This is a genomic window from Pseudonocardia humida (assembly GCF_023898865.1).
GTDB lineage: Bacteria > Actinomycetota > Actinomycetes > Mycobacteriales > Pseudonocardiaceae > Pseudonocardia > Pseudonocardia humida.
In genome coordinates this window covers 1-23,290 of the sequence record NZ_JAGSOV010000010.1, presented here as the reverse complement: position 1 = coordinate 23,290, position 23,290 = coordinate 1, and the positions used below count along the sequence as shown (strand labels likewise).

20 protein-coding genes and 1 rRNA gene are annotated in these 23,290 nt (G+C 75.3%); 7 read left to right on the top strand and 14 right to left on the bottom strand.

The window, feature by feature from the left end; all coding sequences use genetic code 11:
• The first annotated feature begins 89 nt into the window (after positions 1-89).
• Positions 90-1,709 (top strand): L-glutamate gamma-semialdehyde dehydrogenase, encoded by a 1,620-nt coding sequence (gene pruA / locus KDL28_RS04415; RefSeq protein WP_252435903.1) that lies wholly within the window; start codon positions 90-92, stop codon positions 1,707-1,709.
• A 149-nt stretch (positions 1,710-1,858) separates the two neighbouring features.
• On the opposite strand, the gene KDL28_RS04410 is transcribed toward pruA, so the two are convergent.
• The 4 genes from KDL28_RS04410 to KDL28_RS04395 form a co-directional block, all read right to left on the bottom strand.
• A complete protein-coding gene (locus KDL28_RS04410; protein ID WP_252435902.1) occupies positions 1,859-2,293 on the bottom strand; it encodes a PASTA domain-containing protein in 435 nt (144 codons plus the stop codon).
• A 185-nt stretch (positions 2,294-2,478) separates the two neighbouring features.
• Positions 2,479-2,718: a hypothetical protein gene (locus KDL28_RS04405; protein WP_252435901.1), complete on the bottom strand. Its 240-nt coding sequence runs from the start codon at positions 2,716-2,718 to the stop codon at positions 2,479-2,481.
• A gap of 157 nt (positions 2,719-2,875) precedes the next feature.
• Positions 2,876-3,457 (bottom strand): YdeI/OmpD-associated family protein, encoded by a 582-nt coding sequence (locus tag KDL28_RS04400; RefSeq protein WP_252435900.1) that lies wholly within the window; start codon positions 3,455-3,457, stop codon positions 2,876-2,878.
• Entirely contained in the window at positions 3,450-3,665 is a 216-nt protein-coding gene (locus KDL28_RS04395; protein ID WP_252435899.1) for a helix-turn-helix domain-containing protein, read from the bottom strand. The genes KDL28_RS04400 and KDL28_RS04395 overlap by 8 nt, the downstream gene beginning before the upstream one ends.
• Positions 3,666-3,693: 28 nt before the next feature.
• Between KDL28_RS04395 and KDL28_RS04390 the strand changes: the two genes are divergently transcribed.
• Entirely contained in the window at positions 3,694-3,954 is a 261-nt protein-coding gene (locus KDL28_RS04390; RefSeq protein ID WP_252435898.1) for a hypothetical protein, read from the top strand.
• On the opposite strand, the gene pdxR is transcribed toward KDL28_RS04390, so the two are convergent.
• Positions 3,941-5,299, bottom strand: coding sequence for a MocR-like pyridoxine biosynthesis transcription factor PdxR (gene pdxR / locus KDL28_RS04385; RefSeq protein WP_252435897.1), 1,359 nt, complete (start codon positions 5,297-5,299; stop codon positions 3,941-3,943). The two genes, KDL28_RS04390 and pdxR, sit on opposite strands and share 14 nt — an antisense overlap.
• Before the next feature lie 68 nt (positions 5,300-5,367).
• On the opposite strand from pdxR, the gene KDL28_RS04380 reads away from it, so the two are divergent.
• Entirely contained in the window at positions 5,368-6,027 is a 660-nt protein-coding gene (locus tag KDL28_RS04380; protein ID WP_252435896.1) for a pyridoxamine 5'-phosphate oxidase family protein, read from the top strand.
• A 19-nt stretch (positions 6,028-6,046) separates the two neighbouring features.
• Here KDL28_RS04380 and KDL28_RS04375 read toward each other — a convergent pair whose 3' ends face one another.
• Positions 6,047-6,376: a hypothetical protein gene (locus tag KDL28_RS04375; RefSeq protein ID WP_252435895.1), complete on the bottom strand. Its 330-nt coding sequence runs from the start codon at positions 6,374-6,376 to the stop codon at positions 6,047-6,049.
• Between the two features lie 243 nt (positions 6,377-6,619).
• Between KDL28_RS04375 and KDL28_RS04370 the strand changes: the two genes are divergently transcribed.
• Entirely contained in the window at positions 6,620-7,648 is a 1,029-nt protein-coding gene (locus tag KDL28_RS04370; protein ID WP_252435894.1) for a mechanosensitive ion channel family protein, read from the top strand.
• A 7-nt stretch (positions 7,649-7,655) separates the two neighbouring features.
• On the opposite strand, the gene KDL28_RS40255 is transcribed toward KDL28_RS04370, so the two are convergent.
• The gene (locus tag KDL28_RS40255) at positions 7,656-7,886 is read right to left on the bottom strand and encodes a nuclear transport factor 2 family protein (protein WP_252435893.1); all 231 of its coding nucleotides are present in this window, start codon (positions 7,884-7,886) and stop codon (positions 7,656-7,658) included.
• 62 nt (positions 7,887-7,948) lie between these two features.
• Between KDL28_RS40255 and KDL28_RS04360 the strand changes: the two genes are divergently transcribed.
• Positions 7,949-8,332, top strand: coding sequence for a globin (locus KDL28_RS04360; RefSeq protein WP_252435892.1), 384 nt, complete (start codon positions 7,949-7,951; stop codon positions 8,330-8,332).
• Between the two features lie 85 nt (positions 8,333-8,417).
• Positions 8,418-9,983 (top strand): glycoside hydrolase family 13 protein, encoded by a 1,566-nt coding sequence (locus KDL28_RS04355; RefSeq protein WP_252435891.1) that lies wholly within the window; start codon positions 8,418-8,420, stop codon positions 9,981-9,983.
• 15 nt (positions 9,984-9,998) lie between these two features.
• On the opposite strand, the gene KDL28_RS04350 is transcribed toward KDL28_RS04355, so the two are convergent.
• The 6 genes from KDL28_RS04350 to KDL28_RS04325 form a co-directional block, all read right to left on the bottom strand.
• On the bottom strand, positions 9,999-10,661 hold the full coding sequence (locus KDL28_RS04350; protein WP_252435890.1) for a DUF8185 domain-containing protein: 663 nt from the start codon (positions 10,659-10,661) through the stop codon (positions 9,999-10,001).
• A complete protein-coding gene (locus tag KDL28_RS04345; RefSeq protein WP_252435889.1) occupies positions 10,658-11,047 on the bottom strand; it encodes an acyl-CoA thioesterase in 390 nt (129 codons plus the stop codon). Before KDL28_RS04345 ends, KDL28_RS04350 begins: the two co-directional genes overlap by 4 nt.
• Before the next feature lie 26 nt (positions 11,048-11,073).
• Entirely contained in the window at positions 11,074-15,864 is a 4,791-nt protein-coding gene (locus tag KDL28_RS04340; protein WP_252435888.1) for an NAD-glutamate dehydrogenase, read from the bottom strand.
• A gap of 178 nt (positions 15,865-16,042) precedes the next feature.
• Positions 16,043-19,969, bottom strand: coding sequence for a hypothetical protein (locus KDL28_RS04335; protein ID WP_252435887.1), 3,927 nt, complete (start codon positions 19,967-19,969; stop codon positions 16,043-16,045).
• Between the two features lie 67 nt (positions 19,970-20,036).
• The gene (gene ettA, locus KDL28_RS04330; protein WP_252435886.1) at positions 20,037-21,716 is read right to left on the bottom strand and encodes an energy-dependent translational throttle protein EttA; all 1,680 of its coding nucleotides are present in this window, start codon (positions 21,714-21,716) and stop codon (positions 20,037-20,039) included.
• A 25-nt stretch (positions 21,717-21,741) separates the two neighbouring features.
• Positions 21,742-22,305 carry a single-stranded DNA-binding protein gene (locus KDL28_RS04325; RefSeq protein ID WP_252435885.1) on the bottom strand — a complete coding sequence of 188 codons (564 nt, stop codon included), beginning with the start codon at positions 22,303-22,305 and terminating at the stop codon, positions 21,742-21,744.
• A 213-nt stretch (positions 22,306-22,518) separates the two neighbouring features.
• Between KDL28_RS04325 and KDL28_RS04320 the strand changes: the two genes are divergently transcribed.
• Entirely contained in the window at positions 22,519-23,160 is a 642-nt protein-coding gene (locus KDL28_RS04320; protein ID WP_252435884.1) for a class I SAM-dependent DNA methyltransferase, read from the top strand.
• 52 nt (positions 23,161-23,212) lie between these two features.
• Here the strand turns inward: KDL28_RS04320 and rrf are convergent.
• Positions 23,213-23,290: ribosomal RNA gene (rrf, locus tag KDL28_RS42385) — 5S ribosomal RNA — on the bottom strand; the annotation flags it as partial.

Here is a 23,290-nt window from a genome sequence, read left to right as displayed (position 1 = left end):
GCCCGGCGCTCGCTGGCCGGGGACCGCCGCGCTTCCTAGGGTGGTCGCCACACCCACCACCGAGGCCAACCCGATCGGGAGGCTCCCCCATGGACGCGACGACGACCACCCCGGCCCCGCGCAACGAACCGGTGCGCGACTACGCCCCCGGCTCGCCGGAGCGGGCGAGCCTGCAGGCCGCGCTGGCCGAGCTGGGCGGCCAGCGGCACGAGCTGACGGTGACCGTCGACGGCCGCCGGTACATGGCGGGCGGCGCGCGCTTCGACGTCGTCGCCCCGCACGACCACGCCCACGTGCTGGGCACCGGCGCGAACGCCACCCACGCCGACGCGAAGTCGGCGGTGGAGGCGGCGCTGCGGGCCGGGCGGGAGTGGCGCGCGCTGCCCTACGACGAGCGGGCCGCGGTGCTGCTGCGCGCGGCCGACCTGCTGACGGGCCCGTGGCGCGACCGGATCAACGCAGCGACGATGCTGGGCCAGTCCAAGACCTGCTACCAGGCCGAGATCGACTCGGCCTGCGAGCTGGCCGACTTCTGGCGCTTCAACGCCCACTACGGGCGCCGGATCCTGGAGGAGCAGCCGACCAGCGGCCCGGGCGTGTGGAACCGCATGGACTACCGCCCGCTCGAGGGTTTCGTCTACGCGATCACCCCGTTCAACTTCACCGCCATCGCCGGCAACCTGCCCACCGCCCCCGCGCTGATGGGCAACGCGGTGATCTGGAAGCCCTCGCCCACCCAGTCCCTGGCCGCGCACCTGACGATGCGGCTGCTGGAGGAGGCGGGCCTGCCCCCCGGCGTGATCAACCTGCTGACCGGCGACGGCAGGGACGTCTCGGAGGTGCTGCTGGCCGACCGGGCACTGGCCGGCATCCACTTCACCGGCTCGTCGGCCACCTTCCAGCACCTGTGGAGCCAGGTCGGCGCGCACATCGGCGGCTACGCCACCTACCCGCGGCTGGTCGGCGAGACCGGCGGCAAGGACTTCGTGGTCGCGCACCCGTCGGCCGACGTCGACGTGCTGCGCACGGCGCTGGTCCGCGGCGCCTTCGAGTACCAGGGCCAGAAGTGCTCGGCGGCGTCGCGGGCGTTCGTGCCGCGGTCGCTGTGGGCGCGCCTGCGCGACGACCTGGCCTCGGAGGTGGAGTCGCTGCCCATGGGCGACGTCGCCGACTTCGCCAACTTCCTCGGCGCCGTCATCGACCGGCGCTCGTTCGACAAGGTCTCCCGGGCCCAGGAGCTGGCCCGCGCCGAGCTGGACGTGCTGGTCGGGGGCACCGCGGACGACTCGGTCGGCTACTTCGTGCGCCCCACGGTCGTCGTCGGCGAGGACCCGACCCACGAGATGTTCCGCACCGAGTACTTCGGTCCGCTGCTCTCCCTGCACGTCTACGACGACGCCGACTTCGACGCCGTCCTGGAGCGGGTCGACGCCGGCTCGCCCTACGGGCTGACCGGCTCGATCATCGCCACCGACCGGGCGGCGGTGGTGAAGGCCTCGGAGGCGTTGCGGTTCGCCGCGGGCAACTTCTACGTCAACGACAAGCCCACCGGGGCGGTCGTCGGGCAGCAGCCGTTCGGCGGCGGGCGGGCCTCGGGCACGAACGACAAGGCGGGCTCGATCTACAACCTGCAGCGCTGGGTGAGCCCCCGCACGATCAAGGAGACCTTCGTGGCCCCCACCGCCTCCCCCTACCCCCACCAGGCCTGAGTCCCCCCGGCGGTTCCCGTCGAGAACGAAGTTTGTTGGGGGTGGTCCCGGGCCCAAACCCCCCCACATCGGTGAAGTTGTTGTCGTTTGGACCGGTCCAAAACGACGACAGCTTCGTTCTCGACGGGTGGGCGGGGCGGGGCGAGGGGTCAGCAGGTCTCGTCGAGCTTGACGGCGCCGAAGTCGATCGCGGTGTCCGGGGTGATGGTGGCGCCGGGCGGGACGCTCTGGTCGCAGACCTTCCAGTTGCGGTCGGCCACCTGCTGGCGGTGCTGGCCGGTGGCGTCGTGGCTGGTGGTGACGGCGATGCCGAAGTCGGTGAGGCCCTGGATGGCGTCCTGGGCGTCCTGCAGGCCGGTGCCGACCAGGTCCGGCATGGTCCAGCTGCCGCCGCCGACCGGGACCGTGTCGGCGGCGGCCGGGGTCGCGGTGGGCAGGGCGGCCCCGGCGGACGGGGTGGTCGCGACGGCGGGTGCGGGCGCGGGGGCACTGGGCGCCGTCGGGGTCGGGGTCGGCGAGCCGCACCCGGCGAGCAGCGCCGCGGCCAGCGCGACGAGGGACGGGACGGTGGCGGCGGGACGCACGGGCGGCTCCTGTCGGGTCGGCGTCGGATGTGTCGCCGAGCGCGACCGCGGCATTACTCCGGCGGGACCCCGCTCCACCGCCCCCGCCCCCCGCCGCCCCCCGCCGCCCGGACCCGTCGAGAACGAGGTTGCTGTCGGTTGGACCGGTCCACAATGACGACGAGTTCGTTCTCGACGGGTGGGGGTCAGGGGTTGGTGGGGGCCACCTCGGCGATCGCCTGCACCACGTGCCGGGCCGCGCGGCGGACCTCGATCGGCAGCCGGCGGCCGTTGGTCAGCTCGGTGGCGGCGGCGTACAACGTGTGCGCGACGGCCGCGCGCAGCGGCTGCGGCACCTCCGGCAGGTCGTTCAACCGCTCGGCCGCGGCCTGCATCTCCCGCGATTCCTGGTCCTCACGACTGCTGTACGGGCGCGCTTCGGGCATGGGTCCTCCCCCACGTGTGCGGATGGGCTGCACGGGGCGGGGGAAGCGCTCCGCACGGCGACACTAGCTCGCGGGCAACGCTCTGACCAGCCACAACGCAGTAGTCACCCGGCTACCGAGTGCCCGAACCACCCGTCCGGGGGACGATGTGCGGAGGTCAGCCGCGGGCCCGCTCGCCGACCGCGGCCCGGTCTGCGATCTCGGCCACGCGCTTGGCCCGGGTCTCCGGACGGCGGGCCTCGACCAGCCAGACGAGCATCAGCCGCCGCGGCGAGCGCGGGAACGCCTCCCACTGCTCGCGGGAACCGGGGCGCGCGTCGAAGGCGGCGGCCAGGTCGTCGGGGACGACCAGGTCCTCGACGTCGTCGAGCAGCGTCCACGACCCGTCGGCCTTGGCCGCCTCGACCACCGCCAGCCCCGCCGGGGCCATCTGGCCGGTGGCGAGCAGCCGCTCGATGCGCTGCTTGTTCGGCCGCGCCCAGCCGCTGCGGGCCCGGCGCGGGGTGAAGTACTGCATGGTGCGCTCGGCGTCGAGGCCCTTGGCCTTGCTGTCCACCCACCCGAAGCACAGCGCCTGCTCGACCGACTCCACGTAGCGGACCCCCGGTCCGGGCACGGAGGGCTTGCGCAGGACGAGCCAGACGCCGGTCGCGCGGTCGTGGTTCGCGGCGAGCCACGCGCGCCACTCGTCGAGCGTGGCGGGCTCGACCCGCTCGCCGCCCTCGACGCCGCTACTCATCGTCGGCCTCCGGTTCCGAGCGACCGCGCGCCGGGGGCTGCCGCTTCTGCATCTGGGCCTTCAGCTCGTCGAGGTCGAAGCGGTACTGCCCACCCGGCGTGACGAGTGTGGGCTTGATGAGGCCGCGGGTCACCCAGTGCGAGAGCGACCGCGCCGAGGCCCCGATGGCCTTCGCGGCCTGTCCGGTGGACAGTAGACGTCCGGCCATGGTCTGCACCATACGAGCTGGTCAGGCCTTGATCACTCTCCTTGCGCTGTTCCGGATATTCTCCAGCGCTGTTGCTTGGGACGACGTGGTCGCCCGGCTGCTCAGCGGGCACGCCCGCACCGACGACGGCCTCTGCGCGGGCTGCACGAGACCCGGCCGCGGCACGCCGATGCTGCCCTGGCCGTGCTCGCTGTGGACGCTCGCGCGCACGGCCCGGACGCTCGCCGGCTCCCGGCACGGACCGGACTCACCGCCGCCGGGGGGCGGGCGGCCGGTCAGCGACCGCTGAGCACCTCACCGACCACGGCCAGCGCCCGGTCGAGGTCGGGGCCGCTGGGCCCGGCGTAGCCGAGCACGACCCCGGCCACGCCGGGTCGGTGGACGTGGTGGCGTGCCAGGCCGTCGAGCGCGACACCGCGCGCGGCCGCGGCCTCCCGCACCGCCCGCTCCGCCCGCCCGTCGGCCAGCCGTACGACGACGTGCGCCCCGGCGGCGTCGCCGATGGGCCGGTGCCCGGCGCCGGTCACCGCGGCGACCGCGGCCTGCCGGCGGGCGGCCAGCTCGCGGCGCAGCCGGCGCACGTGCCGGGACAGGTCGCCGTGCGCGGCCAGCCCGGCGAACACCCGCTGCCCGGCCGGTGGCGGGCGCAGCCCGGTGCGCTCGCGCTGGTCGAGCACGGCCCGCCGGACCCCCGGCGGGGCAACCATCCACCCGGCGCCCAGGGTCGGGGTCAGCAGCTTGCTGCAGGTGCCCAGGTGCACCACGACGTCGCGGCCCAGCGCGGCCAGCAGCGGCAGCGGCGCGACGTCGTAGCGCATCTCGCCGTCGTAGTCGTCCTCCATGACCCAGAAGCCGTCGGCGCGGGCCCGCTCGACCAGCGCGACCCGCCGCGCCGCCGACAGCCGCGCCCCGAGGGGGTACTGGTGGGCCGGGGTGCAGTAGACGGCGGCCAGGCCGGCCGGCAGCGCGTCCACGACCAGGCCCTCCCCGTCGACCGGCACGGGCACCACGGTGAGCCCGGCGGCCCGCAGCGCGGCCACCGCCCGCTGGTAGCCCGGCTCCTCGGCGGCCACCCGGGAGCCCGCGGGCAGGGTCCGGGCCAGCTCGGCGATCGCGCCGGTGCTGCCCGCGGTGGCTAGCAGGTCGGCCGGGTCGGCGGGCAGCCCGCGGTGGCGCAGCAGGTGCTCCACCACCGCCGCGCGGAAGGCGGGCACGCCCACCGGGTCGGGCTCCTGGTCGGCGGGCGGGTCGGCGGCGGCCCGCCAGGCCCGGCGCCAGGCCGCCCGGTCCAGCGCCGCCACGCACGGCCGCCCGGCGGAGAGGTCGATGAGCGCCGGCGCCGGCGCCCGCCGCGGCGGCGGTCCGGGGGCCGCGACGACCCGTCCGGGGGCGTCCACGACGAACGTGCCCGCCCCGCGCCTGCCCTGCACCCAGCCCTCGGCCAGCAGCTGCTCGTAGGCCGCGGCCGTCACCGTCCGGCTGACGCCCAGCGCCGCGGCCAGCGCCCGGGTCGAGGGCAGCCGGTCGCCCGCGCGCAGCGTGCCGTCCGCGGTGGCCGCGCGCAGCCCCTCCGCCAGCTGGACGGCCAGCGGGCGGGCGGCGGCGCGGTCCAGCAGCAGCGGCGGCAGCTCCACCGGTGGCCTCCCGGAATCGACGGAAAGTGGCCCTCGCAGGATGCCACCGGGGCGGTCAGGCTGGACCCGTGAGCACCACGACACCCACCCTGTCCAGCACCCCGCGCAGCACCCCGACGCGGTTGCGCGAGCGCGCCCGCAGCGACCGCGCCGACCTGCACGCCGTGCTCGACGCCGGGCTGGTGTGCCACGTCGGGCTGGTCCGCGACGGCGCCCCGGTCGTGCTGCCCACCGGCTACGGCCGCGTCGACGACGTCCTCTACCTGCACGGCTCCACCGGCGCGGGCTGGCTGCGGATGCTCGACGGCGCTCCGGTCTGCGTCACCGTCACCCACCTCGACGGGATCGTCTACGCCCGCTCGACGTTCCACCACTCGATGAACTACCGCAGCGCCGTGGTGCACGGCACGGCCCGCGTGGTGCGCGACCCCGACGAGGTGCTGCGCGCCCTGGAGGCCGTCACCGAGCAGCTGGCACCCGGCTCCTGGACCCACGCCCGCCGGCCGGACCGCCGCGAGCTCGCCGCCACCGGGGTGTTCGCCGTCGACCTGGCCGAGGCCGCGGTCAAGGTCCGCAGCGGCCCGCCCGGCGACGACGAGGAGGACATCGCCCAGGGCGGGCGCTGGGCCGGGGTGCTGCCGGTGCGCACCACGTTCGGCGACCCGATCCCCGACCCCACCCTGCCCGCCGGCGCCCCCGTCCCCGACCACGTCCGCGCCCGCCGCTGACCGGGCGCCCACCCGTCGATCAGGGCAGCGGCTCGGGCGGGCGCCAGCCGGCGATGGAGGACAGGGGCTCGGGGCCGTCGTAGTGCCGGCAGGAGCAGTCGACCCACTCGTAGCGCTTGACGTCGCCGTCGCTGTCCCACTTCGAGGCGCGCTTGACCTGCTGCCGGCAGGCCCGGCCGTCCCTCGTGCGCGCCGTAGCCGTGCTCGCAGGAGCAGATCGCCTTGAGCGGCTCACCGAGGCGGCGGCGCTCCGCGGCGCGCCCGGACACCCGGCCCAGCGCGAAGGCCACCAGCGCGGGCCCCACGGCCAGCCCGGCGCGACGAGCATGGACAGGGTGGTCGGATCCACCGCGGACACCCCCCGTGTGCGGTCGTGCACCGAGGATGCCACCGGGGCGCACCCCCGTCGAGGACGAGGTCGTGGTGATCGACAGACCGCCCGACCACGACGACGTCGTTCCCGACGGGGGTGGGTGGGGCCTCGGGCGGGTGACGTAACCTCGGCCCGCGTGGAGGACGCCCGACCGACGACCCACCCCGGCACCGAGCACCTCGACGTCGTCGAGGTCCCGCGCAGTCACCTGGAGCTGACGTGAGCACCGGCGGCCCCGGTCCCGACGACGACGTCGCCGTGCTCGACGCCGTGGTCGGGCGCCCCGCCTGCGCCGACGACCCCGGCACCTGGTGCGCCCGGTTCTACGACTGGACCAACAACGACTTCCTGGCCAACTCGGCCGACGCCATCGTCTCGGCCACGATCAACATCACGCTGATCGTCGTGCTGGGGCTGGTCGTCCGGTTCTTGCTGCACCGGGCGATCCACCGGGTCGTCGACGGCGCGACCAGCTCGCGGCTGTCGCGGCTGCTCGGGCGCGCACCGCGGCGGCTGCGCCCGGAGACCAACGGCGCGGCCGTCTCGCAGCGGCGCGGCCAGCGGGCCAAGACGATCGGCTCGGTGCTGCGCTCGATCAGCTCGGCCGTCGTGCTGGTCATCGCCTCGATCATGATCCTGGCCGAGTTCGGCGTGGCGCTGGCCCCGGTCCTGGCCTCGGCGGGCATCGTCGGCGTCGCGGTCGGCTTCGGCGCGCAGAACCTGGTGCGCGACTTCCTGTCCGGGATGTTCATGCTGCTCGAGGACCAGTACGGGGTGGGCGACATCGTCGACCTCGGCGAGGCGGGCGGCGTCGTGGAGGCCGTGGGGCTGCGGATCACCACCCTGCGCGACGTCAACGGGACCGTCTGGTACGTCCGCAACGGCGAGATCCTGCGCGTGGGCAACAAGAGCCAGGGCTACGCCGTCGCCGTGGTGGACGTGCCCGTGGCCCACAGCGCCGACGTCACCACCGCCACCGACCTGCTCAGCCGGGTGGCCGTCGAGCGGGTGGCCAAGACCGACATCGCCGACGACGTGCTGGAGCCGCCGGAGGTGCTGGGCATCGAGCGGGTCGGCCCCGAGGGCGTCACCCTGCGGCTGACGGTGCGGGTCAACCCCGGGCGGCAGTTCGCCGTGCAGCGCGCGCTCAACGGTGCGATCACCGACGCCTTCGACGACAACGGCGTGCCGCGCCCGGGGATCATCCCGACCCTCACCCCGCCCTCGGGCGGACCGGTCAAGTCCTGAGACCGGCTCAGGAGCCGACGGCCACCGCCCGGTGCTCGACGAGCTTCCCGTCGCGCACCCGGACCATGTCCGTGCCGCGCAGCTCGACCGGGCGCCCGTCGCGGTGGCCGTGGCTGCGCAGCCTGCGGGCCACCATGTCGCCGTCGACGAGGACCTGCCCGACGTCCACGGTGAGGTCGGGCACGGCATCGCCCCCGCCAGCGGTGCGGCCGCCGATCCCGCCGACCGCGCCGAGCACCTGCTCGCCCTGGTCCTGGACGGGTTGCGCGCCCGACCGGAGCGGGAGGGGATGATGGGGTGGTGAGCGAACCGCAGAACTTCTACGCCGAGGTGGGCGGCGCGCCGGTCTTCGAGAAGCTGGTGGCCCGCTTCTACCAGGAGGTGGCCGCCGACGACGTGCTGCGCCCCCTCTACCCCGAGGAGGACCTCGGCCCGGCCGAGGTGCGGCTGCGGATGTTCCTCGAGCAGTACTGGGGCGGCCCGCGCACCTACTCCGACCAGCGCGGGCACCCGCGGCTGCGGATGCGGCACGCGCCGTTCAAGGTCGGGCCGATCGAGCGCGACGCCTGGCTGCGCTGCATGCGCGTCGCCGTCGACGAGTCCGGCCTCGACGCCGCGCACCGCGACCAGCTCTGGCAGTACCTGCAGTACGCGGCCATGAGCATGGTCAACAGTGACTTCTGAGCGGGGCGCGCTGTGACCGACGAGCGGAACGCGACCCCCGCTCGGGGGCTCCGGTCGCGGCCCCGGGTTTGACAGGATCTGCCTCGTGCAGTGGTGGCGGGACGCGGTGATCTACCAGGTCTACGTCCGGTCCTTCGCGGACTCCGACGGCGACGGCCTGGGCGACCTCGAAGGCGTGCGCACCCGGCTGGGCTACCTGGAGCTGCTCGGCGTCGACGCCGTGTGGCTGACCCCGTTCTACCCCTCCCCCATGGTCGACCACGGCTACGACGTCGCCGACCCGCGCGACGTCGACCCCGCCTTCGGCGACCTGGAGTCCTTCGACGAACTCCTCGACGACGCCCACGACCACGGCATCCGGGTGATCATCGACCTGGTGCCCAACCACACCTCCAGCGACCACGAGTGGTTCCTGGCCGCCCTCGCCTCGGCCCCCGGCAGCCCGGAGCGGGCGCGTTACCACTTCCGGCCCGGCCGCGGCGAGGACGGCGCCGAGCCGCCCAACAACTGGCTCAGCGTGCTGGGCGGGCCCGCCTGGACGCGCGCGCCGAACCCCGCGGGCACCGGGCAGGCCGAGTGGTACCTGCACCTCTACACGCCCGACCAGCCCGACCTGAACTGGGACAACCCCGAGGTCTGGGCCGACATGGAGAAGACCATCCGGTTCTGGATGGACCGCGGCGTCGACGGGTTCCGGATCAGCGCGGCGCACGGCATGAGCAAGCCGGAGGGCCTGCCCGACGCCGCGCACCCGGTCGGCGCGATGGTCACCGACCGCACCGAGGACCCCCGCTTCGACGACGACGGCGTGCACGACGTGCACCGGCTCATCCGCGCCGTCGTCGACGACTACCCGCAGAGCCTGACGATCGGCGAGATCTGGGTGGCCGACGACGAGCGCTTCGCCCGGTACCTGCGCCCCGACGAGCTGCACCTCGGGTTCAACTACCGGCTGGCCCACGCCGGCTGGGACGCCGAGGCCCTCCGCGCCGCCGTCGAGCGCTCGCTGGCCGCGGTGGCCGCCGTGCCCGCTCAGCCCACCTGGACGCTGTCCAACCACAACCTGCCCCGCCCGGCCACCCGCTACGGCGGGGGCGCCATCGGCCGCAAGCGGGCCAGGGCGATGGCGCTGGTCGAGCTGGCGCTGCCCGGCGCCGTGTGCCTCTACAACGGCGAGGAGCTGGGCCTGCCCGACGCCGCGCTGCCCGACGAGGCGCTGCAGGACCCGGTGTGGGAGCGGTCGAACCGGGCCGAGCGCGGCCGCGACGGCTGCCGCGTGCCGATCCCGTGGGAGGACGGCGCCCCGGGCTACGGCTTCACCGACGGCAGCCCCTGGCTGCCGATGCCCTTCGAGTACAGCCTGCTCACGGTGGCCGAGCAGCTCGAGGACACCGGCTCCATGCTGTCGCTGGTGCGCCGGGCGGTGGAGCTGCGCAAGACCCACGTGGGCTTCGAGGGCGACGGCGAGGGCCTGGAGTGGTTCGGCGCGCCGGAGGGCTGCCTCGCCTTCCGCCGGTCCGGCGGGACGCTGGTCTGCGCGCTGAACACGTCCTCGCAGCCGGTGCCGCTGCCGCCCGGGGAGATCCTGCTGCACAGCGGGCCCATCTACGACGACATGCTGCCCCCGGACACCTCCGCATGGCTGCAGTGACCCCGCCGCGCCCGCTCAGCCGATGAGCAGCGGCAACGCGGTGATCCGGCGGCGCACCACGGCGCCGTAGCGGGCGTCCAGGCGCAGCCAGCTGCCGTTGGCCGAGACGCGCACGACGTCGCTGCCGCCGTCGCCGACGGCGCCGAGGAAGCCCATCCCCGACAGCGCGAACAGGCAGCGCATCGGCACCTTCACCGCGGCCGCCCGGCCCGGCGCGGCCGCTGCCCGGTCGACGTCGGGGGCGACGGTGAGCACCACCTGGTCGAGCAGCGAGGTGGGCGGCCCGTGCGGCCCGGCGTTCTCCTTGGCCACGGCCAGACCGCGCTCGGTCAGCCGCTCCAGCTCGGCGACCGGCACGTCGTCGACCGGGTACCAGCCCTCGTCGGGCGGCAGCTCCCCCGGCCACAGCGCGCCCGAGCCCGGGTCGATCGTCTCGGACCGCTCCACGGTGAGCGCCGTGAGCAGCCCGGAGGCCGACGCCGTCACGTCGGTGGGTTCGAGGGTGCCGTGCACGGAGCGGGTGACCAGGGCGTCGAACGGGGTCGGCGCCCACACCGCGACCCGGCCGTCGGTCGCCCGCAGCCGCACCGCGGCCATCTGGTCCAGCCGGACGACGCGGGCGACGAAGGAGCCGAGGTCGCCGCGCTCGGCGCGGTCCGGAATCTTGAGCGAGCTCACCCCGACCATCGTTCCAGGAACGCCCGCTCCTCGGTCAGCAGCCTGCGCGGGCGCTGCGCCGCCAGGTCGAAGGTGGCCATGTCGGTGTGGGCGCTGATGGCCACGGGGTCGCTCGCGGCGGGGCCGTCGTGCATCTCGTAGGAGATGCGGAACGACGCCGCGCGCACCTGGTCGATCCACATGGCCACGTGCAGCGGGTCCGACCGGTAGGAGATCTGGCGCCGGTACCGCACGCCCAGGCCGGTGACCAGCAGGCCGGCCGCGAAACCCGGCACCCCCTCGACCGCGGCCGCGTCGAAGACCAGCGCGATCCGCGCCTCCTCCAGCAACGTCACCGCGCGGGCGTGGTTGAGGTGGCGGTAGGAGTCCTGGTCGGCCCAGCGCATCGGGACCGCCGTGGCGAACCGGGCCACTACCGGGCCAGCCCGCGCAGCTGCCGCGACACCACCGAGAGGGTGGCCAGGTCGAGCACGCCGGTCTTGTCGACCTCGTCCAGGGACGACCGGGCCCGGACCAGCCGGGAGGCGTTGGCCTGCTCCCACTGCTCGATCGCCTCGTCCACCGGGGTGCCCGGATCGGCCTCGCGCAGCGTGTCGAGGGTGATCGCGCGCAGCGACCCGTACAGGTCGTCGCGCAGCGCCAGCCGGGCCAGCGCGTGCCACCGGTTGCCCCGGGCCAGCGCCGACACCGACGACAGCACCCGGTCGAAGCTGAGGTGCTCGGAGATCGCGTAGTAGAGCGCGGCGACCTCCTCGGGGTCGCGCGGCTCGCGGTCGCGCTCGGACAGCTCCACCAGGTCGACCACGTCGAGCAGCCCGAACCCGTACATCAGCGCGGCCGACTCCAGCGCGCAGGCCTCGCCGACGCCGTCGGCGCGCAGCTTCTCCGCGTACGCGTCGACCGCCTCGCGCTCGCGCCCGCGCAGCAGCTCGGGCAGCTGACGGCGCAGCGCGCTCACCGAGGCCGCGAACCGGGCGGTCTCGGCCCCGACGGCCAGCGGCTGGGGCCGGTTGGTGAGGAACCACCGCGAGGCCCGGTCGAGCAGCCGGCGCGACTCCAGCACGATCCGGTCGGAGACCGCGGTCGGGATGTGCGGCGCGCGCATCGCCTTCCACAGCGTCGGCAGCTCGAACACCCGGGTGGTGACCGAGTAGGCGCGGACCACGTCGCTCGGCGCCGCGGACAGCTCCTCGACCAGCCGGAACGCATACGTCGTTCCGGCGTTGTCGACCATCTCGTTGACCAGCTGGGTGGTGACGATCTCGCGGCGCAGCGGGTGCTGGGCGACCGCGGCCGGGAACCGCTCGCGCAGCGGGCGGGGGAAGTACTCCGGCAGCCGCGAGGCGAACGCCGGCACGTCGGGCAGGTCGGTGGCCAGCAGGCGGGCGGTGAGGTCGAGTTTGACGTGCGCGAGCAGCGTCGACAGCTCGGGCGAGGTGAGCCCGGTGCGGGTCTCCTCCCGGGCGGCGAACTCCTCGTCGGAGGGCAGCACCTCCAGGCCGCGGTCGAGCCCGGTGCGCGCGGCGAGGTCGGCGGTGAGCCTGCGCTGCACGTTGAGCATGCCCGGCGCGTGCGCCCGGCTGACCCCGAGCACGGCGTTCTGCTCGCGGTTGTCGTCCAGGACCAGCTCGGCGACCTCGTCGGTCATCGAGCCGAGCAGCTCGTTGCGCCCCTCGCGGTCGAGCTCGCCCGCCACGACCAGCCGGTCGAGCAGGATCTTGATGTTGACCTCGTGGTCGGAGCAGTCCACGCCTGCCGAGTTGTCGATCGCATCCGTGTTGATCTTGCCGTTGGTGTGCGCGAACTCGATCCGGCCGCGCTGGGTCAGACCCAGGTTGCCGCCCTCACCGACGACCCTGACCCGCAGCTCGTGGCCGTCGATGCGGATGGCGTCGTTGGCCCGGTCGCCCACGTCGTCGTGGGTCTCCTCGACCGACTTGACGTAGGTGCCGATCCCCCCGTTCCACAGCAGGTCGGCAGGCGCCCGCAGGATCGCCGAGATCAGCTCGGGCGGGCTGAGCCGGATGACGCCGTCGTCGAGGCCGAGTGCGGCGCGCATCGCCTCGCCCACCGGCACCGACTTCGCCGTGCGCGGCCACACCCCACCGCCCTCGCTGATCACCGAGCGGTCGTAGTCGTCCCAGCTGGAGCGGGGCAGCTCGAACAGCCTGCGCCGCTCGGCGTAGCTGCGCGCGACGTCCGGGTCGGGGTCGACGAAGACGTGGCGGTGGTCGAACGCGGCCAGCAGCCGGATGTGCTCCGAGAGCAGCATCCCGTTGCCGAACACGTCGCCGGACATGTCGCCGATGCCGACGACGGTGAACTCCTCGGCCTGGGTGTCGACGCCGAGCTCGCGGAAGTGGCGCTTGACGCTCTCCCACGCGCCCCGCGCGGTGATGCCCATCGCCTTGTGGTCGTAGCCGACCGAGCCCCCGGAGGCGAAGGCGTCGCCGAGCCAGAAGCCGTAGGAGGCGGCCACCTCGTTGGCGGTGTCGGAGAACTTGGCCGTGCCCTTGTCCGCGGCCACCACCAGGTAGGAGTCGTCGCCGTCGTGGCGGACCACGTCCGGCGGCGGGACCGTGCGGCTGACGCCCGCCTCGTCGTGCACGAGGTTGTCGGTGATGTCGAGCAGGCCGGAGATGAACGTCCGGTAGCAGAACTCGACCTCCTCGGGGGAGGTCTCGCGCCGGACGATGAACCCGCCCTTGGCGCCGACCGGCACGATCACCGCGTTCTTCACCGCCTGCGCCTTGACCAGGCCCAGTATCTCGGTGCGGTAGTCCTGGGGGCGGTCGGACCAGCGCAGACCGCCCCGGGCGACCGGGCCGAACCGCAGGTGCACGCCCTCGACGCGGGGCGAGTACACGAAGATCTCGAACTTGGGCCGCGGCGCCGGCATGTCCGGCACGGCCGCCGGGTCGATCTTGAACGAGAAGTAGGCCCGGTCGCGGAACCAGTTGGTGCGCAGCGTGGACATGATCATCGCCAGGTAGCCGCGCAGGATGCGGTCGGCGTCCAGGCCGGTGACCGCGTCGATCAGCGTTCGGACCCGGCCCAGCGCCCGCTCACCGACCTGCTCGCGCTCCTGGACCGCCGGGTCGAAGCGGGCCCGGAACAGCTCCACGATCGCCCGCGCCGTGGCCGGCTGGGCCAGCAGCGTGTCGGCCATGTACTGCACGCCGTACGGGCTGCCCAACTGGCGGGCGTAGCGGGCGTAGGCGCGCAGCACCGCCACCTCCCGCCACTGCAGCCCGGCCCGCAGCACCAGCGCGGAGAACCGGTCGGACTCCGCGTCGCCGCGCCACGCCGCGCTGAACGCCGCGCAGAAGCCGCTCTCGACCTCGTCCTCCGGCCGGTCGGCCAGCGCGGCGCTGGTGGCGTCGTCCAGGCGCAGCCCGAAGTCGTAGAGCCAGCAGCGGGTGCCGTCCGGGCGGGCGAACTCCGACGGGCGCTCGTCGAGCACGTCGACCCCGAGCTGCTGCAGCAGCGGCAGCACCGCGGTCAGCGTGGCCGGCGCGCCCGCCAGGTACAGCGTGAACCGGCGCTCGCGCTCACCCGGCTCCCCCGACGCGGGGTGGCTGGGCGCGCCCGGCGTGCGGTAGAGCCGCACGTCGAACGAGCCCGGACCGGGCAGCGCGCCGATGCGGCGCATGTCCTCGACCGCGCGCTCCGGCGACACCGCCGCCTTGTATGCCTCGGGCACCCCGTCGAGCAGGTCGGCGACGCCGACCGCGTCGGGCGCCGAGAGGAGCTTGTCGTCCCAGTTGCGGGCGGCCTCGGTCAGCTCGTCCTGCAGGTCGAGCACGTCGACGGCGCCGAAGCCGGGCGCGTCCGGCCTGGCGTGCACGGTGAAGTGCACCTGGGCCAGGTTGGACTCCGACACCCGGGCGGTGTAGTCCACCGAGGTGCCGCCCAACCTGCGCTCCAGCACCCGGGCCATCGCCAACCGCGACGACGTCGTGTACCGGTCGCGCGGGAGGTAGACCAGGCAGGAGACGAACCGGCGGAACGGGTCGGGGCGCAGGAACACCCGCACCACCCGCCGCCCGGCGATGGCCAGCACCCCGGTCGCCGTGTCGTGCAGGCCCTGCGCGGTCGCGGTGAACAGCTCCTCGCGGGGCAGCCCGGAGATCACCTCCAGCATCCGCTGCCCCGAGTAGGACTCCAGCGGCAGCCCGGCCAGCTGGATCGACCGGCGCACCCGGCGCTCGACCAGCGGGATGTCCAGCACACTCTCGTGCTGGGCCAGGACGGTGAGGGTGCCGATGAAGCGGTGCTCGCCGCGCAGGACGCCGTGCTCGTCGGTGTCGCGCAGGGCCAGGTAGTACGGGTGCGCCGGGCGCAGCGGGCTGGGCACCGTGGCGCGGGTGATGAGCAGCAGCTCCGGCTCGGTGCCCGCCGGCGCCACGCCGGGCGCGAACTTGGCGGCCAGGCCGGAGTCGCGCCGCATCAGCCCCAGCCCCGGGTCCGCCTCGTCCGCGGAGCCCTCGGCGGGCTGGTAGCGGTAGCCCAGGAAGGTGAGGTGGCCGTCGGCCAGCCAGCGCAGCAGCCGCCCGACGTCGGCCGGGTCGGTCTCGTCCTCGTCGGTGCCTGCGGTGCCGGGCGGCATCGCGTCGGCCAGCTCACGGGCCCGGCGCAGCATGGCGCCGGAGTCGTCGACGACGTCGCGCACGTCCGACAGGGCCTTGCCCAGCAGGTCGGCCAGCCCGGCCGGGGCCCGGGCGCCCAGGTCGACGTGGATCCAGGACTCCACGATCGTGCCGGGGGGCGGCTCGGCGGGGTCGGCGTCGGCCAGCACCTCGGCGAGCTTGCCGTCGGGGTCGCGGCGGACGACGACGATCGGGTGGATCAGCCGGCTGGCCTCCCCGCCGACGCGCGAGACCGCGGCCAGCACGGACTCGACCAGGAACGGCATGTCGTCGGTGACCACCTCGACGACGGCGCCACCGCCCCCGCCGGACGCCGGGTCGCTGCTCTCGGCGGCGCGCACCCGGATCGCCGGCTGCCCGGGCGCCCGCTGCTCGGCCAGCTGCAGGTGGGCCCGGGCCGCGTCCTGCAGGTGGATCAGGTGCCCGCCCGTCGCGGCGCCCGACGAGCCGGAGACCGGCGGGGTGTCGGTGGCGTGGCGGGCGTACAGCTCTCCGAGGGCGGCCAGCTCCGGATCGGGGTCCGGGTCCGTCCGCTCGCTCGTCCGGCTGGTCACATGCAGCTCCGTGGCTCGTCGGCGCCGGCCGGGTGTCGGCCGACCACCGTGGGTTGCGTGGTCATCTCGTGGGCGACGCCGTCACACTAGTCCGGCGGTCACCCCGTGGCGGGACCCCGGCGGAGGCCTCCCCGCCCCGACGCGGGAGTACCTGCGCCAACGCCGGGCGGTGGGTTCGTCAGATGCCCCGGTACTCGGCCAGGGCACCGGCCAGCAGGTCGGCCAGTCCGAGGCCCTCGGTGGACCCGTCGGCCCGCTCGCGGCCCCGGGCCGCACCGGCCGCCGGGGCGGGATCGGCCTCGGGGGCCGCTCTCGGCCCGTCCGGCGCGGGGTCGTCGGCCCGGCGACGCCCGCCGCGGGGCGCGGTGCCCTGCCCGGCGGTGCCCTGCTCGGCGGCGGGATCGGGGCGGGACGTGCCGCGCCCGGCGGGCGGGTCGGTCTTGTCCTGGCCGTGGCGGCCGGGCACGACGCTCGACATCACGCCCGTCTCGCCGGAACCGTGCCGACCGGTGACCGGCCTGGTGAACGGCGGCGGCGCGGACCGCTCCGGCTCCGACCGGTCGTCCGCCCGGCGCCGACCCCCGCCGCCCGGCCGTTCGAGCGCCTGCGGGCCACCGGCGTCGCGGCGGACGGGACCGGAGGGGGCGGCACCGGGGCCGCGCGGCGCCGGCGCGTCCAGCCGCTGGAGCAGCTGGGCCCCCACCGGGCCATCGGAGTTGCGCACGGCCGCCCGCAGGTTCATGCCGGCGAGATCGCCTGCGTCACCGGGGTCACCGGCGAACCCGTCGAGCACCCCGGGCAGCCGGCCGCGCATCCACTCGGTGGCCGCGGCCCGGCTCCAACCGGGCACCCGGACCACCACCACTCCCGGCTCGTCCTCGTCGATGCGCCCGCCGGCCGGGAGGCGACCGCCCAGTGCCTCGGCGACGGTGCGCAGGACCCTGGCCGAGCGGCGCCCGACCAGCCGCCGCCCCTCCCGGGCGATGTCGATGCCGACCACGCACCCGTCGGTGTCGGGCGGATCCGCGGCGGGGCGCGGCTCGGCTACGGGTCGCCGGTCCGCAGGTGGCCGCTCGGCGGGCCGCGACGTCGTGGGCTCGGCGAGCACCGGCTCCAGCAGCTCCGCGGGCAGCGGGCCGAACAGGGCCGCGTCGGCGGCCGACACGGGATCGGCCGCGGGCCGCGGCGCGTCCTCCGCGGCCGGCTCGGGCCGCACCGCCGGGAACATCGCGGTCTCCGCGCGGGCGTTCGCCGCCTGCCGGGCTCCGCGGCCCGATCGCGCCGGCCCGGCGGGCTTCGCGGCGGGCGTACCGCTCGCCCGGCGACCCGTGGGGCGCTCGTCCCCGGCCTCGTCCGCGGCGGGCTCCGGCTCCGCACGGCGCCGACCGGCCCGGGCGCCGTCGCGGTCGTCGGAACCGTCCCGCCGGAGCGGCGCGCCCTCGGCGGGATCGTCGTCGATCTCGGCGCGGCGGCGGCCGTTCGCACCGGCCGTCGACCGCCCACCCGCCGGAGTGCCGGTTCGACGGCCCTCGAAGGGATCGTCCGACCGACGCTCGGGCTCCACAGCCGGCGCATCGTCCGGCTCGGGCCGACGGCGACGGCCGGCCGGGCGGGCGGCGTCCTGAGCAGCCGCGCGGGACGCGGCGGCACGGTCGCCGACCTTCCCGTTCCCGGCGGCGCCGTCGGCGGAGGGCTCCGGATCGGCGCGCCTGCGCCCGCCGGGGAGCCCGCGGCCGGCGGGCCGGGTCAGGGTCCAGGCGGTCGCCGCCAGTCCGCTCCCGGCCTCGTCGGCTCCGACACGCGGCTGCTCGTCGTCGGCGGGATCGGCTCCCGCCGCGGCCCGACGTGCGGAGCGGGAGGCGCGGGTCTCGTCCGAACCGACGTCGGTCCAGTCGTCGTCACTGGTCGAGCCATCGTCGGTGCTGTCGGCGGTGCTGTGGTCGGTGCCGCTTCCGGAGCTGTCGTCCCGGTCGCGGCGCGCCCGGCCGGAGGGCGCTCCGCCCGGCTCGCCGTCGCCGACCGCCGCGAACCGGGCGCGGCCGCGGGCCGGGTCCGCCCCGTCGCCGCCTGCCCCGTCGCCGCCTGCCCCGTCGCCGCCTGCCCCGTCGCCGCCTGCCCCGTCGCCGCCTGCCCCGTCGCCGCCTGCCCCGTCGCCGCCTGCGCCGTCGCCGCGTCCGCGGGAGCCGGCGTCGTCCCGGTCGTCGCGGGGCCCCGGGTCGCCGCCGGCGGCCTCGTCGGTGCGATCGGGCTGCACGGCCGGCTGCGAGATCCGCTCCCAGATGCGCTCGAGGTCGGCCAGCTCAGCGGCCAGCCACTCGGCCGAGAACGCCGCGGGTCGCGACTCCCGGCGCCCGGCCGCCGTCCGCCGCGCCTCCAGCTCCTCGGCCGCCGTGCGCCTGCGGTTCGGCGGGATCGGGTTGATCCCGCTGTCCAGCCGGTGCCTGCTCGCCGGCCCGGCGGGGTCGGCGCCGAGCGCGCGGCCCTCCGGCCCGGGTTCGTCGCGGTCGGGCGCGTCGTCGGTGTCGCTCACGCGGAGCAGTTCGGTCTGGTCATCGGCGGGCTCCTCCGGCTCGTTGCCGGGCCGCGGCCCGCGCATCAGCGAGTCGCCGGCGGGCGACTCGTCGGCGTCGCCCCGCCGGACGTCCCGGCCCGCGGAGCGCCCGCCGGGGCGCTGGTCGGTCTGGGCGCGCTCGGGTCGACCCGCGGGCTGCGACCGTTCGGGGGCGGGGCGGGCCGGACCCCGGCCACCCCCGCGCCCGGACCGCGACCCGTTGTTCCCACCGGTGGGAGCCGCACCGTCGCCGGCGTCGTCTCCCTGGGTGTCGGCACCGGTGGCGGCGTACTCGCCGAGCTGCCAGGCCCGGTCGACCGCCCGACCGTGCCGCGACCGCGGCCCCCGCTCGGGGACGCTGGAGCGCCCGGGGGCGGGCAGCAGGGCCGTGACCGGTTCCCCGGCGACCGGACCGACCGGCAGCGGACGGGTCGTGTCCGCCGCGCCGCGCCCGCCGTACCCGGCGGGTCCCGAGCCCGACGGCCGGGCCGCCAGCGAGTCCAGTGCCGTGCGGAAGCGCTCGGCGCGGCTGCGGTCGCGCCGCTGCGCGGCGACGCCGCGCTCCACCGTCGTCAGCGCGAAGTCGGGTCGGCCCGCCTTCTGGTAGACCGCCCCGAGCGCCGAGCAGCACAGGGCTTCGAGGTCGGGGGCGTCGCACTCGGCCGCGTCGCGGACCGCCTGGCCGAGGGTGTGCGCGGCGGTCTCGGCCGCCGTGCTGCCGACCGCGTTGGTGCGCGCGACCGCCAGGCGCAACCGGGCCAGCTGGCGGCTCGGGCGGCTGTGCTCCAGGCGCGGGGCCAGCTCCGCGCACCCCTGCCGGGCCTGCTCGGCGTCGCCCGCGTCGAGCAGGGACAGGATCCACTCCGCGGCCAGCGCCGCGGCCAGGTGGCCCGAGCGCGGCCCGGACCCGGTCGCCTCCCGGGCCCGCTCCAGCTCGGCCAGCCCGTCGGCGGCCCGCTCGGCGGCGATCGACGGGCGCCCGGACCGGCGGTGCGCCGCCGCGGCGACCAGCGCCACCGCGGCGCCACCGAGCTCGCGCAGTGGGGGCTCGACCTCCGCCCACGCCTGGCCCGCGCACTCCAGGGCGCCGTCGACCCGGTCGGGGTCGTCGTCGACGGCGCACCGCGCGAGCACCCCGAACGCGTCGCCGCGCAGCTCCGCCGGCCCGTGCTCGGCCAGCACCGGCTCCAGCAGCGCCGCCGCGGCCGCCGACTCCCCCGCGTTGACCGCCACCAGGGCCAGCTCGACGCGCAGCCGGCCCGCGGCCGGACCGTCGAGCACGCCGGGGCCCCACTCGGCCAGGCCGCCGATGACGTCGGCCGCGGTGTCGCGGCCGTCGCCGGTGGCCGACCTGGCGTGCACCGCCCAGCCGGCGGCGGCGAGCCAGCGGTCGCGGTCGTCGACGGCGGCCGCGGTCTCCAGGACGTGGTCGGCGAGGGCGGCGGTGAGGTCCGGCCGGGACCACCGCAGGTCGGCCGCCGCCGCCAGCGGGTCGGCGGGCACGGCCGCCGTGCTGCCGTCCGGGACGTCTGCCCCGGGCCGGATCGCCCTCACCGGACCTCCTGGTGTCACTGCGTCAGGACTCGCCGATCCGCTGGATCAGCGCGGAGTGGGATCGCTGTCAGTCACGGGTGAGCTTACGGTGGGTGACTCGGTGCGGACGCGCCGCGTCGAGCCCCAAGCGGTCGATCTTGTTCCTCTCGTAGGCCTCGAAGTTGCCCTCGAACCAGAACCAGGCCGCCGGGTTCTCCTCGGTGCCCTCCCACGCCAGGATGTGGGTGACCACGCGGTCGAGGAACCACCGGTCGTGGGAGATGACCACCGCGCAGCCCGGGAACTGCTCGAGCGCGTTCTCCAGCGAGGACAGCGTCTCCACGTCGAGGTCGTTGGTCGGCTCGTCGAGCAGGATGAGGTTGCCCCCCTCCTTGAGCGTGAGCGCGAGGTTCAGCCGGTTGCGCTCACCGCCGGACAGCACCCCGGCCGGTTTCTGCTGGTCGGGGCCCTTGAACCCGAACGCCGCCACGTACGCCCGCGAGGGCATCTCGACCTGGCCCACCTTGATGTGGTCGAGCCCGTCGGAGACGACCTCCCAGAGGCTCTTGTGGGGGTCGATGCCGCCGCGGTTCTGGTCGACGTAGGACAGGCGCACCGTGTCGCCGACGCGCACGGTGCCCGAGTCGGGCTGCTCCAGGCCGACGATCGTCTTGAAGAGGGTGGTCTTGCCGACACCGTTCGGGCCGATCACGCCGACGATGCCGTTGCGCGGCAGCGAGAACGACAGGTCCTTGATCAGCATCCGGCCGTCGAAGCCCTTGTCCAGGTGCTCGACCTCGACCACGACGTTGCCCAGCCGCGGGCCCGGCGGGATCTGGATCTCCTCGAAGTCGAGCTTGCGGTGCTTGTCGGCCTCGGTGGCCATCTCCTCGTAGCGCTGCAGGCGGGCGCGGCTCTTGGCCTGGCGCGCCTTCGCCCCCGAGCGGACCCAGGCCAGCTCGCTCTCCAACCGCTTGCGGAGCTTGACGTCCTTGCGGCCCTGGACCGCGATCCGCTCGGCCTTCTTCTCCAGGTAGGTGGAGTAGTTGCCCTCGTAGGGGAAGAACTGGCCGCGGTCGACCTCGAGGATCCACTGCGCGACGTTGTCCAGGAAGTAGCGGTCGTGGGTGACCGCGAGGATCGCCCCGGCGTAGCCGGCCAGGTGCTGCTCCAGCCACAGCACGCTCTCGGCGTCGAGGTGGTTGGTCGGCTCGTCGAGCAGCAGCAGGTCGGGCTTGCTCAGCAGCAGCTTGCACAGCGCCACGCGGCGCCGCTCGCCACCGGAGAGGGTGGTGACCGGTGAGTCCGGCGGGGGGCAGCGCAGGGCGTCCATCGCCTGCTCGAGCTGCGAGTCGAGCTCCCACGCGTCGTTGTGGTCGAGGATCTCCTGCAGCTCGCCCATCTCGGTCATCAGCTCGTCGGAGTACTCGCCCTCGCCCATCTTCATGGCGATCTCGTTGTACCGGTCGAGCTGCTGCTTGATGGTGCCGAGGCCTTCCTCGACGTTGCCGAGCACCGTCTTGGTCTCGTCGAGCGGCGGCTCCTGCTGGAGGATGCCGACGGTCGCGTCGTTGGCCAGCTTGTGGTCGCCGTTGTTGACCGGCTCCAGACCGGCCATGATCCGCAGGACGGTCGACTTGCCGGCACCGTTCGGCCCGACGACACCGATCTTCGCTCCGGGCAGGAAGTTCAGTGTCACGTTGTCGAGGATGACCTTGTCGCCGTGGGCCTTGCGGACCCGCTGCATGCTGTAGATGAACTCCGCCACGCCCACGATGGTAGTTCCGGCCACCTCAGGCCCCGACGCCCGCCTCGACCGGGGCGCCCAGACGTTCCGGCCGGTCGTCGGAGGGTTGCTCCCGCGCCGCCACCTCCCGCACGGCGTCCGCGGCGACCGCTCGACCACCCTCCGGTGGTGACCCGGCGGCCTCCGCCGGGCAGGGCCCGGGGCCGACGGACCGCTCACCGACACCCGCCACGGCGGGCTCCGCGGCACCGCGCCGGGTGCGGGTGAGCACCGCCCGGCAGCGCCCGAGGTCGGGGCCGACGACGTGGCCGGCCATCCTGATCTCGAAGCGCCGCCTGCCCTCCCACTCGTACTCGTCGGTGTAGAGCCTGCCGCGCACGACGACCGGGTCACCGAGGCCGATGGAGGCGAGCACGTTCTCGGCCAGCTGCCGCCAGCAGGTGACCGAGACGAACAGCGCGTCGCCGTCGGTCCACTCCGCATCGGGACCGCGCCTGCGCCGCGGCGTGCTCGCCACCCGGAACTTCGCGACCGTGTCGCCGTTGGGCAGCTTCCAGGCCTTGACCGGGCTCGCCACGTTGCCGACCACCGTCACCTGCGTCTCGTACATGTCCGCCTCCTCGATGTCGCCCGCCGCGGCGAGCCCTGGGACCGAGGATGGGGGGGACCGCGCGACATCGGCAGGTGCGCGGCCCGAACCTGTGGACAACCGCCCTCATGTGCACAGCTCGCCCCTCGGGACCGCCTGCGCGGCCCGCCCTGTCGGTGCCGTGTGCTTCCCGGTCGACCCGTCGGTGTCGGCCCTCCCGGATACGGTCCACGCGTGCAGCAACCCCCCGACCTCGACATCGTCCGCGCCTCCTACGACCGGGTCGCCGACACCTACGTCGATCGCGCCGTCGGCGACCTGGTCTCCGAGCCGTGGCTGCGCGCCGCGCTCGCCGGGTTCGCCGAGTCCGTCCGCGGGCTCGGCCCGGTGCTGGACGTCGGCTGCGGGCCCGGCACGGTGACCGCGCACCTCGCCCAGCTCGGCCTCGACGTGTCCGGGATCGACCTCTCGCCGAGGATGGTGGAGCACGCCCGCCGGCTGCACTCCGGACAGCGGTTCACCGTGGCCTCCGCCACCGAGCTCGACCTCGCCCCGGAGTCGCTGGGCGGCGTGCTGGGCTGGTGGTCGCTGTTCAACCTCCCGCGCGACGTCCTGCCCGGGGTGCTGACGAGCTTCGCGAGCGCGCTCCTGCCCCGTGGACAGGCGCTGATCGGCACCCACGTCGGCGACGGCGACCTGGTGCGCTCGCAGGCCTACTGGGGCATCCCGGTCTCCTGGACGACCCACCTGTGGCGCCCGGAGGAGCTGGTGGCGCTGCTGGAGAGCGCCGGCCTCGACGTGGTCGTCGAGATGCGCCTCTCGGTACCCCCGATGGGGTCGCAGGTGCTGCTCGTCGCGCAACGACCTGTCGGATAACGCAAAAAAGGGCCCGGTTCCGCAAATAGCGGAACCGGGCCCCAATGTTGAATGTCGGCGGCGACCTACTCTCCCACACCCTGACGAGTGCAGTACCATCGGCGCTGGAGGGCTTAGCTTCCGGGTTCGG